The 12,289-nt window shown below is 46.8% G+C and carries 13 protein-coding genes and 3 pseudogenes; 10 read left to right on the top strand and 6 right to left on the bottom strand.

Going from position 1 to position 12,289, the window contains the following annotated elements; translation table 11 throughout:
* Positions 1-199 precede the first annotated feature (199 nt).
* Both aac(3)-IId and FTU46_RS16000 read left to right on the top strand, forming a co-directional pair.
* On the top strand, positions 200-1,060 hold the full coding sequence (gene aac(3)-IId, locus FTU46_RS16005) for an aminoglycoside N-acetyltransferase AAC(3)-IId (RefSeq protein WP_000557454.1): 861 nt from the start codon (positions 200-202) through the stop codon (positions 1,058-1,060).
* Between the two features lie 12 nt (positions 1,061-1,072).
* Positions 1,073-1,615 (top strand): AAA family ATPase, encoded by a 543-nt coding sequence (locus tag FTU46_RS16000; RefSeq protein ID WP_000587837.1) that lies wholly within the window; start codon positions 1,073-1,075, stop codon positions 1,613-1,615.
* A gap of 481 nt (positions 1,616-2,096) precedes the next feature.
* On the opposite strand, the gene FTU46_RS15995 is transcribed toward FTU46_RS16000, so the two are convergent.
* Complete coding sequence (locus FTU46_RS15995; protein WP_000951934.1) at positions 2,097-2,288, bottom strand: hypothetical protein; 192 nt, start codon at positions 2,286-2,288, stop codon at positions 2,097-2,099.
* Between the two features lie 23 nt (positions 2,289-2,311).
* On the opposite strand from FTU46_RS15995, the gene FTU46_RS15990 reads away from it, so the two are divergent.
* The 4 genes and pseudogenes from FTU46_RS15990 to FTU46_RS16870 form a co-directional block, all read left to right on the top strand.
* The gene (locus tag FTU46_RS15990) at positions 2,312-2,539 is read left to right on the top strand and encodes a hypothetical protein (RefSeq protein WP_000248278.1); all 228 of its coding nucleotides are present in this window, start codon (positions 2,312-2,314) and stop codon (positions 2,537-2,539) included.
* A 50-nt stretch (positions 2,540-2,589) separates the two neighbouring features.
* Entirely contained in the window at positions 2,590-3,726 is a 1,137-nt protein-coding gene (locus FTU46_RS15985; RefSeq protein WP_000080860.1) for a DUF3883 domain-containing protein, read from the top strand.
* Between the two features lie 114 nt (positions 3,727-3,840).
* Positions 3,841-5,212 (top strand): annotated as a pseudogene (locus FTU46_RS15980) (IS1182-like element ISCfr1 family transposase).
* A 1,113-nt stretch (positions 5,213-6,325) separates the two neighbouring features.
* Positions 6,326-7,318 (top strand): annotated as a pseudogene (locus tag FTU46_RS16870) (site-specific integrase); the annotation flags it as partial.
* Between the two features lie 33 nt (positions 7,319-7,351).
* Here the strand turns inward: FTU46_RS16870 and FTU46_RS15970 are convergent.
* From FTU46_RS15970 to FTU46_RS15955, 4 genes and pseudogenes are all read right to left on the bottom strand, one after another.
* Positions 7,352-7,516, bottom strand: a pseudogene (locus tag FTU46_RS15970) (integrase core domain-containing protein); the annotation flags it as partial.
* Between the two features lie 30 nt (positions 7,517-7,546).
* Positions 7,547-9,193, bottom strand: a complete 1,647-nt coding sequence (locus FTU46_RS15965; protein ID WP_001094417.1) for an IS66-like element ISAba16 family transposase — start codon at positions 9,191-9,193, stop codon at positions 7,547-7,549.
* Between the two features lie 74 nt (positions 9,194-9,267).
* Complete coding sequence (tnpB, locus tag FTU46_RS15960; RefSeq protein WP_000618091.1) at positions 9,268-9,603, bottom strand: IS66 family insertion sequence element accessory protein TnpB; 336 nt, start codon at positions 9,601-9,603, stop codon at positions 9,268-9,270.
* Positions 9,600-9,983 (bottom strand): transposase, encoded by a 384-nt coding sequence (locus FTU46_RS15955; RefSeq protein ID WP_001055589.1) that lies wholly within the window; start codon positions 9,981-9,983, stop codon positions 9,600-9,602. The genes tnpB and FTU46_RS15955 overlap by 4 nt, the downstream gene beginning before the upstream one ends.
* 25 nt (positions 9,984-10,008) lie before the next feature.
* Here FTU46_RS15955 and FTU46_RS15950 point away from each other — a divergent pair, with 25 nt between their 5' ends.
* The 3 genes from FTU46_RS15950 (at position 10,009) to FTU46_RS15940 (ending at position 11,176) form a co-directional block, all read left to right on the top strand.
* Positions 10,009-10,341, top strand: coding sequence for a MerR family DNA-binding protein (locus FTU46_RS15950; RefSeq protein WP_117008139.1), 333 nt, complete (start codon positions 10,009-10,011; stop codon positions 10,339-10,341).
* A gap of 246 nt (positions 10,342-10,587) precedes the next feature.
* Complete coding sequence (locus FTU46_RS15945; protein ID WP_000438825.1) at positions 10,588-10,875, top strand: BrnT family toxin; 288 nt, start codon at positions 10,588-10,590, stop codon at positions 10,873-10,875.
* Entirely contained in the window at positions 10,862-11,176 is a 315-nt protein-coding gene (locus FTU46_RS15940) for a BrnA antitoxin family protein (RefSeq protein ID WP_004728120.1), read from the top strand. The genes FTU46_RS15945 and FTU46_RS15940 overlap by 14 nt, the downstream gene beginning before the upstream one ends.
* An 88-nt stretch (positions 11,177-11,264) precedes the next feature.
* On the opposite strand, the gene FTU46_RS15935 is transcribed toward FTU46_RS15940, so the two are convergent.
* Positions 11,265-11,795, bottom strand: coding sequence for a hypothetical protein (locus FTU46_RS15935; RefSeq protein WP_000172759.1), 531 nt, complete (start codon positions 11,793-11,795; stop codon positions 11,265-11,267).
* Between the two features lie 148 nt (positions 11,796-11,943).
* On the opposite strand from FTU46_RS15935, the gene FTU46_RS15930 reads away from it, so the two are divergent.
* Entirely contained in the window at positions 11,944-12,246 is a 303-nt protein-coding gene (locus tag FTU46_RS15930; protein ID WP_000286964.1) for a type II toxin-antitoxin system RelE/ParE family toxin, read from the top strand.
* Positions 12,247-12,289: the final 43 nt, after the last annotated feature.

The following is a 12,289-nucleotide window of genomic DNA, read 5'->3' as shown; positions in this document are numbered from 1 at the left end:
TAGACAAAATGACACCAAATGAGTTTTACTATGATCAGCTACCCCAACAAAACAAGGTGGCTTAACTAGAGCGGAATATCACTTATAAATACGCTTTTAGTTGTTCAAACAAGTGGGACCACCTCTATATATCTCGATAGGTATAGTAGAGTGATATCTCGATAGGTATAGTGTTTTGCAGTTTAGAGGAGATATCGCGATGCATACGCGGAAGGCAATAACGGAGGCGCTTCAAAAACTCGGAGTCCAAACCGGTGACCTCTTGATGGTGCATGCCTCACTTAAAGCGATTGGTCCGGTCGAAGGAGGAGCGGAGACGGTCGTTGCCGCGTTACGCTCCGCGGTTGGGCCGACTGGCACTGTGATGGGATACGCGTCGTGGGACCGATCACCCTACGAGGAGACTCTGAATGGCGCTCGGCTGGATGACGAAGCCCGCCGTACCTGGCTGCCGTTCGATCCCGCAACAGCCGGGACTTACCGTGGGTTCGGCCTGCTGAATCAATTTCTGGTTCAAGCCCCCGGCGCGCGGCGCAGCGCGCACCCCGATGCATCGATGGTCGCGGTTGGTCCGCTGGCTGAAACGCTGACGGAGCCTCACGAACTCGGTCACGCCTTGGGGGAAGGATCGCCCGTCGAGCGGTTCGTTCGCCTTGGCGGGAAGGCCCTGCTGTTGGGTGCGCCGCTAAACTCCGTTACCGCATTGCACTACGCCGAGGCGGTTGCCGATATCCCCAACAAACGGTGGGTGACGTATGAGATGCCGATGCTTGGAAGAGACGGTGAAGTCGCCTGGAAAACGGCATCGGATTACGATTCAAACGGCATTCTCGATTGCTTTGCTATCGAAGGAAAGCCGGATGCGGTTGAAACTATAGCAAATGCTTACGTGAAGCTCGGTCGCCATCGAGAAGGTGTCGTGGGCTTTGCTCAGTGCTACCTGTTCGACGCGCAGGACATCGTGACGTTCGGCGTCACCTATCTTGAGAAGCATTTCGGAACCACTCCGATCGTGCCTCCGCACGAGGCCGTCGAGCGCTCTTGCGAGCCTTCAGGTTAGAGGCCGTCGACAATGATAATCTGGATCAACGGACCTTTCGGCGCCGGAAAGACGACGCTCGCTAAGCGGCTGCGCGATCGGCGTTCCAAATCGCTGATCTTTGACCCCGAGGAAATCGGGTTCGTGGTGAAAGAAACGGTCCCCATGCCAGCGAGCGGAGACTATCAGGATCTCCCCTTGTGGAGGGGACTTACGATCGCGGCGGTCAGGGAGATTCGAAGGAATTACTCGCAGGACATCATCATCCCAATGACGCTCGTGCACCCGGACTATCTGACTGAGATACTCGACGGGGTAAGGCGGATCGACGATCAGCTGCTGCACATCTTTCTGACGCTCAACGAGGACCTATTGCGTCACCGGATCGCGAACCAGACCATGCATCCTGACCCGAATCGAAATGCGGAGATTCGAGAGTGGCGATTAGCGAATGTCGCCCGATGCTTGGCCGCAAGGGAACGGCTTCCATGCACAACCCGTGTTCTCGATAGTGGTGCACACACCAGCGATGAACTCGCAGCGATGGTGCTCGACGGAATCGATGGGCGCACCTGATCGCCTTCGACGCCTGCGCAAAGCGTAGCGCGAGGGTGGCGGGCTCACGACCAAACGCCCAGAGGTCGATCATCGCAGGGATGTTTGGCTTTGTGGTGCGGACGACGGGACTCGAACCCGTACTCTCACAGAGAAGCAGATTTTCGTACCACCTCGACTTTCGCCGCCGTCTGATGACGTTCGTGGTCTGGACTGTCCCTTCGCCATTGCCCGAAGGCTTTAGGCGCCGCCCGTCCAGTCTCTACACCTTCCCCCGAAGGGGCTTGGCTCGGGATTGGCTTAGGGTATTGCCCGTTAGCGTTCCCCGACTTTGAGCGGTTCTACTCCGCGGATTTCCCCGCGGGCACTCCAATTTTAAAGTCTGCTGCGTCTACCGATTTCGCCACGTCCGCCTTTTTTCGCCGTTCCTAGCGCTCGTGCGATGCACCTATGTTGCACCTAGCGCCGAATCGTTCTTCGTCATCCTGAAAAACCACGTCTCCTAAAGCCTTGCATAGCTTATCTTTTCTCCACCACGAACTTTTTTGTGGGATGGTAGAAAAAAAGACTTTTTAAGTCCGCTGGCTTGCCAGGCCTTGTTAGCTTGTACGGTCATGGTTATCGGGTAAAGAATATTGACGGCATCGCTGGTGTCGGTGGCTGAAAAGCCGGCTCCCATCAGGGCAATAGCCATTTCAGATGCAGGCGTACAGGGCAATGGTCAACAGCTACAGCCTGTCTGACGATTCCGGCGTCATGGCTGCGGCGGCTATCACGCATTTTTTGTTCGGTCAGGCGGTGTTTTCGTACCTCAATGGTTGGAGCGTGTTGATCGGACCTGGTACAGGTTTGGACAGCACGGGCTGCAAATACGCAAGGGATTTAATGGGCCTGGTGGCGTTCACGGCTTTTATCGTGACGTTTCTGTTCAGGGGCTACTCATAATCTCGTGGCTCGGCGGTTCCCGGCACACCATGACAGTAAGGAAGGACCCTGTGTCTCAACTCTCCCAGCTTCGAAGCCCCGCCGCCGTGCAGGCTGCCATCGATGAGTTCGTGCAACTGGGCCGCACGAAATTCCTGGCGCGCCACGGCTACGGCAAGTCCCGCGACTTCCTGGTACGTGATCCGAAGACCGGCACCGATTGCGATTCCAAGGCCATCGCCGGTGTGGCCTTCGGCAAGCAATTTCCCGAGCAGGGCCCGCTCACTGCTGACAGCTTCTCCGGTGGCGAGGCGACCGTCGTTCCGGCGCTGACGCGGCTCGGGTTTCGCATCATTCGCATCGGCGAAGACTGGTCCGAAGAAGAGGTCCTGGCCACGGTCGAAGACTATTTCGACATGCTGCGTGCCGAGGCGGCTGGGGAGCCGTACAACAAGTCCGAGCACAACCAGGCACTGCGCCAACTGCTGAACGGTCGCAGCAAGTCTTCAGTCGAGCTCAAGCACCAGAACATTAGCGCCGTACTCGATGCCCTGGGCCTGCCCTATATCAACGGCTACAAGCCACGCGGCAACAGCCAACTGCTGCTGCGTAAATCCGTACACGCCTACGTTCTGGAACATCAGCAGACGGTCGGCGCTCTTGTCGATGCCCTGGAGGAGGTAAAACTTCCGGGTGACAAAACCTACCGAGCGGCTTTGGTAGAACCACCCGCCCGTGAAGTGCTTGTGCGTACCCCGGCATCTCTACGGCAACGCCTACCGCGAAAGTTCGATTATGCCGCTCGCGATGAAGCCAACCGCAAGCTGGGCCGGGCAGGGGAGCAGTGGGTGATTGGCTACGAACAGCAACGCCTGACCGAGCTCGGCCACCCAGAGCTTTTTCAGCGGCTGGATTGGGTGTCCGACACCCAGGGAGACGGTGCGGGGTTCGACATCCTGTCGTTCGAAGAGGACGCCCATGAGCGCTTCATCGAGGTGAAAACCACCAATGGCGGGGTAGGCTCGTCTTTCTTGGTCAGCCACAACGAACTCGAATTCTCCAAGGAGGCGGGCGATCAATTCCATCTGTATCGCGTGTTCCAGTTTCGGGACGGTCCGCGCCTGTTCACGCTACCCGGCGACCTCAGCCAACATGTGCATCTCAAGCCGACGGACTACCGGGCGAGTTTCCGGAGTTTGGTGGGGTAAAGGCAGGGTTCTGTTGAGCCGAATGGCTGTGTGCGGCCGATTCTGTTGAAAAAGTAGCGGCCTCCCCATGCCGTTGGCAAAATTGCTTTGTCAGCGAGCGTGGGGGCGAACAGCATGATGGGACAGTTACCGGGAGGACAGCAGCGCCTGTTCTACTCGTTCAATCTGGAAGATCACGTCCCGGCCCAACATCTCCTGCGCAGCATCGACCAGTGCTTGGATCTCAGTGATCTACGTGCCTACCTGGCAGATTTCTATAGCCCCATCGGGCGTCCCTCGATTGACCCGGAGTTGATGGTGCGCATGCTGGTCGTCGGCTACTTGCTATGGCATTCGTTCCGAGCGGCGATTGTGCGAAGAGGTGCACCTGAACCTGGCCTATCGCTGGTTCTGCCGGTTGGGTCTGGAAGACGAAGTCCCCAATCACTCGACCTTCTCGAAGAATCGCCATGGGCGTTTTCGTGACAGCGATCTATTCCGCTGGTTATTCAATGAGGTGCTGCGGCGCTGCATGGCAGCCGGCCTAGTCAAGGGTGAAGGTTTCGCCGTCGACGCCAGCATCATTAAGGCGGATGCCAGCCGGCAACGTGGGGTGGCGGGAGATGAGGTCGATTGGAACGATCCAAAGCTCAGCAGCCGCGCAGTGCGCGAGTACCTCGAAGCCCTTGATGAAGAGGCGCTGGCTGAGGCTCTTCCCAAGAAAATTTCGCTCACTGATCCTCAGTCCCGTTGGACAGCAGCGCCAGGTGGCCCGGCCTTTTTTGCCTACTCCACGAATTACCTGATCGACACTGAGCACGGTGTGATCATGGACGTGGAAGCTACCCCGGCGCACCGTACCGCCGAAGTCGATTCGACTAGGACGATGGTCGAGCGTGTCGAGGCGCAGTTCGATCTCACACCGGAACGCCTTATCGGCGATACCGCTTATGGCACCGCCCCGATGCTGGCCTGGATGGTCGAAGAAAAGGACATCGAACCGCATGTGCCGGTGTGGGACAAGACCGAGCGCAAGGACGACAGCCTCTCCAGTAACGACTTTCACTGGAGTCAGGACGCCAATGAATATCGCTGCCCAGCCGGCAAACCGCTACGCAGTGAATGGCGCGCCTTCACCCAGCAAAGGTCGCGGGTAACTAAGGCCAAAACCGTCATTTACCGCTCCAGCCAAACCGACTGCGCCACCTGCCCGTTGAAAGCGAAATGCTGCCCCAACACGCCGAATCGGAAGATCGTCCGCAGCATCCATGAGGCTGCCCGCGACGTGGCTCGACGCATCGCCAAGACACCGGAGTACCTCGTCTCTCGCTGCGAACGAAAGAAGGTGGAGATGCTTTTCGCCCACCTCAAACGGATCATGAAACTCGACCGTTTACGACTGCGTGGCCTAACGGGTGCCACTGACGAATTCACCTTGGCTGCGATGGTGCAGAACCTGCGCCGCATGGCCAAGCTTTTGCCTCAAGGGCCACCGCTGACGGGATAGGTATGCCTGCTACGAGCAGAAACCCTCAAATTAACCCTTAAACCTGAGCAAGGACGCTCAGTGAAACGCCGGAAGGCAACTTGAAGTGGCTTGCAGCCACTTCGACAGCAGGCACACCTGATCGGCAGGCTGCCGCTAAAGCTACTTTTTCAACAGAATCGGCCGATTTGTGCCGGTCGTCAAGGACCGCTTCGGATCACTCTCAACCGGATCGCGGGCCAGCTGATTTGCTAAAACCCGCGCCAAACTCAACGAAGGATTTCGCATGATCCGTTTTTTTTGGCGATCACGCTCGGCCTGATGGTTGGCTGCTCGTCGAGTTCAAGTTCGATCTGATCAGTGAGCGGTAGCGCAAGTGGATCGCCTCAGCCAAGCAGCGTTGTTGCCGGCGGCCGGAAGAAAGCCTTGAACTAGTAGCGGAAAGGATGAAACTTTATTTTTACGATTCTCAGCATTTTCCAAGGTTGAGCGAAAATTAGGATGATACTTTAATGATTCCGGCCTCCATCCCCACAAAACGCTTGCAGATGGCAGAATTGAAATAAGTCATTGTTTTAAATGGATTTTTACAGGAATTGCTACGTTGCAGGGTCCTGTAGTTAGGATGACACTTTATTTTCCTCCCACAATCAAAGCATCCATCCATGCATTTGTGAAATCAGAACCCATTGAACGCATTGAGTTTGAAAAAAACTTGCTGAACTTAGGTATCGTGAACAATTATGAAAAATATATAGACTACAATAATTTGCTGTTTCACGTTTTGTTTAGCAAATGGATTAACAGTCCAGTTGACTTTGGATATTTTGTCGATCAAAACTTTTACGGTGCCAGCTAAGCTCACTCAAAACATCTACGGTGTAATACACCGTAAAAAGAATTGCACCTGGTACTTGCCACTAAAAAATGACAGTGAATGACATTTTGAGAGAAAAAAATTGTGGGGTAGTGCCTTTTCTACTCCTTTGAGAATTTTAATTATGACAATTCCGATACACCTAACAATAACTTCATATTTTTCTTTCTTGAACTAAGATTCAATAACTTAACTAATTTCTATTTCAATCATAAAATATGATATGTTGACCTTAAGAATAATTCATAAACTTTACTATGTTTGCTTTAAAAACAATTCATTTAGAAAAGAAAGTCTCAAACGAAAATCAAATTATTCTTTTATTTGATTTAGATTCATTCTGTCCATGTATGTACCCTATGCTGTACACCATGAAATTTCTTAGATTTCAAAGTATCTCTACGCAGCATGCAGATTTAATCGCAATAAAATTTTGGTATGAATTTTGGTTTGAAAAGTTTGCCACGTCCTTTTGTGAGTCGTTCTATTCGACATCCTATAATTTTGAGATCATTCAATGTGAAATTGATAATTTCATTGTTTACTTAGAAAATAATAAAAAACTTGAAAGTAATCTTATACGGCTAAGCAATTCAGAACATATTAATTACACAACAATTGGTCATAGAGTTAGATCCTTCTTAAAGTTTTACAACTTCTTGATTAATGAATACTTAAGCATGCAATCACAGCCACAACTTACGTTGAAGGAAATTCAAAAAATTAAAGAAAACTTGAATAAATATATGACAATAAAGAAAAAAATTATAAATAATTTTTCAAAAGCCAATAAGACAATTAAAAGTGAGATAAATCATAATTTTAAGAGCATGAATCAGGAAATGATTAAAGGATTGTATTCAGTCATTTCACCAAGTAACTCTAATAAATACAATGAATTAAATCCTTTTAGATCTAAAAATGTACAACTCAGAAACTTTCTGATCATACATCTCATGCTCAACTATGGTCTTAGAATTGGTGAGCTTATGCTACTAACAACCAACTCTATTAAAAAATCAATTCAGAATCATAGTTTTAGTTTAATTATTACAAATACAGATGATGAGTTCGATGATCGATCAAAAAAGCCAAAAATCAAAAATGAATATTCGTACCGAGTAATTAAACTGCAGGAACGAGACTACAGAATTCTTCAAATCTATATAAATGAAATCCGAAAAGAAATTCCTTCACATATCTTATTTACATCCTTAAAGCCTCCCTATTCTGCTTTAAGTTATGGTAATCCTCCCATAAATAACCGAAGTTAAAAGTAGAGGTTAAGCAGCCCTTAGAGGTGGCTTTCCTTTGTTAGCTTGATGTGGTCTTTCATGGTTGTAATGCCACAACCAGTTTGTTGCATAATCTTGTACTTCTTCCAGTGTGTCAAATAGATGCTTGCTTAGCCAGCTATAACGTATAGTCCGATTATAACGTTCAATATACGTAAGCGTCCGCTGAATCCCATACCAATTTTAATTCGATTTAGGTTTCCAGCAGTGTGGCAGTAACTCTTCAATCTGGGTCACTTTATGTGTCGGCAGCCTTTTCAGCACATCACTTAAATAGGCATACGGATCCAAGCCATTCAGCTTTGCTGACTGGATTAACGTCATGATGTTTGCCGCTCGCTGACCACTGCGCAGCGAACCTGCAAACAGCCAGTTCTTGCGCCCCAACGCCCAGGGACGCATCTGATTCTCGACCCAATTATTGCAAATAGGTAGATTGCCATCATCCAGATAGCGGCTTAAAGCTGGCCAACGCTTCAGAGTGTAATTGATGGCCTTGGCGGTGGGAGAACTCGATGGCACTGTCAGATGATGTTGGTTGAGCCATTCATATAGTTGTTGCATCACTGGTTGACTATGCTGTTGTCGGTATTCGCGGCGGTCTTCCGCTGTACCATCGGTCTTTTTCCTGAGCTCTGCTTCTATCGCATACAGTTTCTGAATCAGCACTAATGCCTGTTCAGCGACCTGACTTTTCCCAGTTACATGCAGTTCATGGAATTTACGACGTGCATGGGCCATGCAGCCCACCTCAATGACCTGGCCTGATTTAAAGCGTGCTTTATAACCACTGTAATCATCACAGACTAGATAACCCTGCCAGCCTTTCAAGAACTCTGCAGCATGCTGGCCTGAACGACTATCCTGAAAGTCATAGATCACCGCCTGAACTGGATTGTACTGTGTAGTGGCATAGGCCCAGACATAACCTTTCTTCGGTTTTTTATCATTCTCACCCATCCGCATGATGGTGACCGGTGTTTCATCTGCATGCAGCACCTGCTGTTGTAGTACCACCTCTTTTAAGGCATTGGCTAGAGGTTCCAGTTCTACACCGCAGCGACCTATCCAGTCAGATAAAGTTGATCTAGAAAGTTCGATTCCCGCCCGCTGATAGATCAGACGTTGACGGTACAGCGGCAAATGATCGGCATATTTCGATACCAAAACATGGCTGAGCAGTTCAGGTGAAGCAATGCCTTTATCAATCACATAGGCGGGCATCGCTTGCTGAGTCAGGGTGTCACACTGATCACAGACCCATTTACCACGCACATGCTGTTCCTTATAGAACTGTGCCGGTCTGAAATGCAGTTTTTCACTGACATCTTCGCCGATACGACGGAGTTGGCAGCCACAAGCGCATTGGGTTGATGCAGGTTCATGCTCAATACGGATGGTGTGTAGATGATCTGGCAGTGGTCGACGTTTAGGTTTATTGGTTTTGGCTTTCTGTGTCGCTGCATCGGTTTTATCTGCATTTAGCCGTTCCAGTTCTAGATCAACCGCAGCAATATCTTCTTCAACCGCTTCATCCCACAGGTGGATTTGTTTTGCAGTGAGATGTTCGTTTTTACTGCCGAATTTGTGCTGTTTAAATAGTGCGAGTTCATGCTCGTATTTTTGATTGAGAATAGAAAGATGTTGAACTTTAGAATCTAATTGCTGATTGGTGACTTCAAGATGTTGAACTTTGGCATCCAATTGCTGGTTTGATTTTTCTAATTCTTGATTTGATTGTGCTAGAGACTGATGCTGCATCGCCAACTGTCTGGTGAATTCCAGCAGTTGTTCATGGGTCAGTTGGCTTAAGTCAGGCAGCGTATTCATGACCGCAGTATGCCTGAGGTCATGAGAAGAATGAAATAGAACGTTTGGAGAATAGCAGAATGGAACAGCCTGGTTTAAAGCATCGTCACCACCTGCTGTCGTCCAATGCGCTGCCAGGGCAAACCTTGGATCAGTGCCTGTAACTGTTCCGGGCTGAGGGCCACGGTTTCACCTTGGTGAACTTGAGCCCAGTGAAATTTGCCCTGTTCCAGCCGCCGGGCACACAGCCAGATGCCCAGTCCATCATGTACCAGTACTTTCATGCGATGGCCACGTTTATTACAGAACAGGTAAGCACAATGCGGTTTGATGTAGCCAAAGGCTCTCACCACCTGAGCCATGGTCGTATCCATACCTGCACGCATGTCCATGGGCTGAGTAGACAACCAGATTTCATCAATGCGGATCATGTTGCAAGTGCCTTGAGTAATTCTGCCAAGGCAGGTATTTCTGATGTCTGCCATTTTAGCTGAATATCATTATTCGTATGAGGCACGGTGATACACAACGTGATCCTCTCATCAATAGGTTGGCTGATTGCAGCAGTGTAAGGCAAAGCAATAAATGCTGGATTCACATGAGTAGGATCCTGCACGGCACCCTCATGATGGCTGAAGATCCTGATCCAACGACTGACAAGGTTGGCATTAATACTATGTTGCAGTGCGACCGAAGCGATCGAGGTATTAGGATTTTTACAGGCATTGACAATACTGAGTTTGAATTCTTTGCTGTATGTTCTGCGTTTTTTAGCAACAGGAGGTGTTGCTGAATATATATCCATGTTCATGGATTAAGTCCCCACTTGTTTTTAGGTGGGAACTAAATTAAGGCTTATAGGATCGCTTGGTAAGGCTGTGTTAGCCGGATGCTTACGTTCATTAGATAAATTAAGTTTTATATTAAATTGTAGAAGTTTAGGTATCTCTATTAAAGATATAGAGTCTCTATGTGAGGAGTTAGAAACTCCTAATCAAAATTGTACTAAAGTAAATAACCTTATAAAAAAACATACAAAAGAATTAGATAATAGAATTAAGCAATTAACCTCCTTCAAGAAACAATTAGATGACTTAGAAAATCTTTGTGGGGATAATCGTAAAATTGAGAACTGTTATATCATCAAAAAATTAGAAATGAATAGCTGAAATTCCCCTCAATTTAACATAATGGGCGTTATACGAAATGCACAAATTGAAAAATATAAAAATCAAAAACTTATGATATAAATTATTTGCTCGATGATGTTCAAAAGCCGACTTGGAAACAAGTCGGCTTTTTTATGAGCAGTTTTGATAGTTCTTGCCAATAAATTTGACTAAAAATTACGCTTCTCAACTTGAGTTATACAATTTTGTGATACATTATTGTATATACAAATTTGAATGTTTTTTATGGAACAGTATTTTGAATGGGATGAGGCTAAGAATCGAAAGAATCAGAAAAAGCATGATATCTCTTTCGAAACTGCAAGCCTTGTTTTTGAAGATCCATTACGGATCTCAATCCAAGACAGACATACCGATGGTGAAGAACGTTGGCAAACCATTGGACGAGTTAAAGGCGTACTAATGTTATTGGTGGCTCACACCATTTTTGATGAAGATGACTGTGAAATCATACGAATCATTAGTGCAAGGCAAGTGACTAAAGCGGAGCGAAACAAATATGAGCATGGTTAGATACTCACGCAAAGAGCTGAATGAGAAATTTGGTGAGAAGCAAGATGCTGAAATTCAACGCTTGCTTGCTAAAGGCACGGTTCCTGATGATCAGCTAGATCTATCAGATATTCCTGAAATTACCGATTGGAGCAGTGCTGTACGCCAAAATCAATTTTACCGCCCAGTGAAGCAACAAACTTCAATTCGGTTAGATGCTGATGTACTTGCTTGGTTCAAAGCACAAGGCAAAGGTTATCAAACACGAATGAATGAAATTTTACGGGATGCTATGCTGAAAGAATTAAAAAATCATCAATAAAAATGGGAGCTTAAGCTCCCATTTTTGACTTCGCATAACGCCCATTATGTTAATTTTAGTTTTCCTTAATACGACAAAAATATCTACTTCATTTCACGAGAATTTCTTTTGCTAAAAGTTCTTCTTTCGTTACACCGAAATATCTTATTTCTAATTTAGGCCTGCCTAACATCTTTAAAAGATTGTTTTCATCATTTATATTTTTTATAGCTTTGCTTACACAATCAATTACGTCATTAGTTTTAGAAATAGCTTCTTTTTCAGATACTTGATCGCTTACTTTTCGAGATATTAAGTCATCAAAATATATCCTATATTCTTCACAAACTAGATAAAAATAAGGGTCTAATCTATCTAAATCATATTCAGATTCAAAGGGTTTACGATCTAATAAATCTTTTTCAGGATAAATAATCAATTGTCCTGCATCGAACCAAAACTCCACAGAAAAATTATCAAACTCAATTCCATTTAAATCATTACTAAAATTTTGAAAATACTGTAATAAAAGATTTTCTATATCCTCTAAAAACTCTTTATTCTTAATATCAAATATTAAAGATTCATTAGAAATAGCTTTGATACAATCTTCTTGAATATCTAACCCCTTTAAAGTCATTTTTACTCCATTTAAATTTTTAGGTTTTGGTGCATTAAGAATTTTGATTAACTTAACATAATGGCGGTTATACGAAATTCACCGTTTCGAGCCCCAAATATCAAGTTTATTTCTTGCATAAATGTATCCTATAGGATACATTCTACTTATGTACTCAATATATACCACTGAAGTCTTTGATGACTGGTTCACCAAGTTAAAAGACCAGCAGGCAAAAAGACGCATACAAGTCCGAATTGATCGGGTTGAAGATGGAAACTTTGGAGATACTGAGCCGGTCGGTGAAGGTGTTTCTGAATTACGTTTCTTCTTTGGGCCAGGCTATAGGATTTATTACTGCAAGCAAGGGCAAAGGGTTGTTATTCTCTTAGCAGGCGGAGATAAGTCTACGCAAAGTAAAGATATAAAACTTGCCCTGCAATTGGCACAAGATTTAGAGGAGGAGCTATAAATGGCTATTAAACTTCGCAAATGGGACAGTGCTGAGCATCTTA

Origin of the sequence: Acinetobacter sp. YH12108 (genome assembly GCF_013419055.1) — a bacterium.
GTDB lineage: Bacteria > Pseudomonadota > Gammaproteobacteria > Pseudomonadales > Moraxellaceae > Acinetobacter.
This window is presented reverse-complemented; position numbering and strand designations above follow the sequence as displayed.

Bases quoted from the DNA above. Each gene is read 5' to 3' on its own strand.
- FTU46_RS16000 (WP_000587837.1), top strand. From the start codon at position 1,073: ATGATAATCTGGATCAACGGACCTTTCGGCGCCGGAAAGACGACGCTC.
- FTU46_RS15940 (WP_004728120.1), top strand. From the start codon at position 10,862: ATGAGCATGGTTAGATACTCACGCAAAGAGCTGAATGAGAAATTTGGT.
- tnpB (WP_000618091.1), bottom strand. From the start codon at position 9,603: ATGATCCGCATTGATGAAATCTGGTTGTCTACTCAGCCCATGGACATG.
- FTU46_RS15990 (WP_000248278.1), top strand. From the start codon at position 2,312: ATGGTCAACAGCTACAGCCTGTCTGACGATTCCGGCGTCATGGCTGCG.
- FTU46_RS15935 (WP_000172759.1), bottom strand. From the start codon at position 11,795: ATGACTTTAAAGGGGTTAGATATTCAAGAAGATTGTATCAAAGCTATT.
- FTU46_RS15945 (WP_000438825.1), top strand. From the start codon at position 10,588: ATGGAACAGTATTTTGAATGGGATGAGGCTAAGAATCGAAAGAATCAG.
- FTU46_RS15955 (WP_001055589.1), bottom strand. From the start codon at position 9,983: ATGAACATGGATATATATTCAGCAACACCTCCTGTTGCTAAAAAACGC.
- FTU46_RS15930 (WP_000286964.1), top strand. From the start codon at position 11,944: ATGTACTCAATATATACCACTGAAGTCTTTGATGACTGGTTCACCAAG.
- FTU46_RS15995 (WP_000951934.1), bottom strand. From the start codon at position 2,288: ATGGCTATTGCCCTGATGGGAGCCGGCTTTTCAGCCACCGACACCAGC.
- FTU46_RS15965 (WP_001094417.1), bottom strand. From the start codon at position 9,193: ATGAATACGCTGCCTGACTTAAGCCAACTGACCCATGAACAACTGCTG.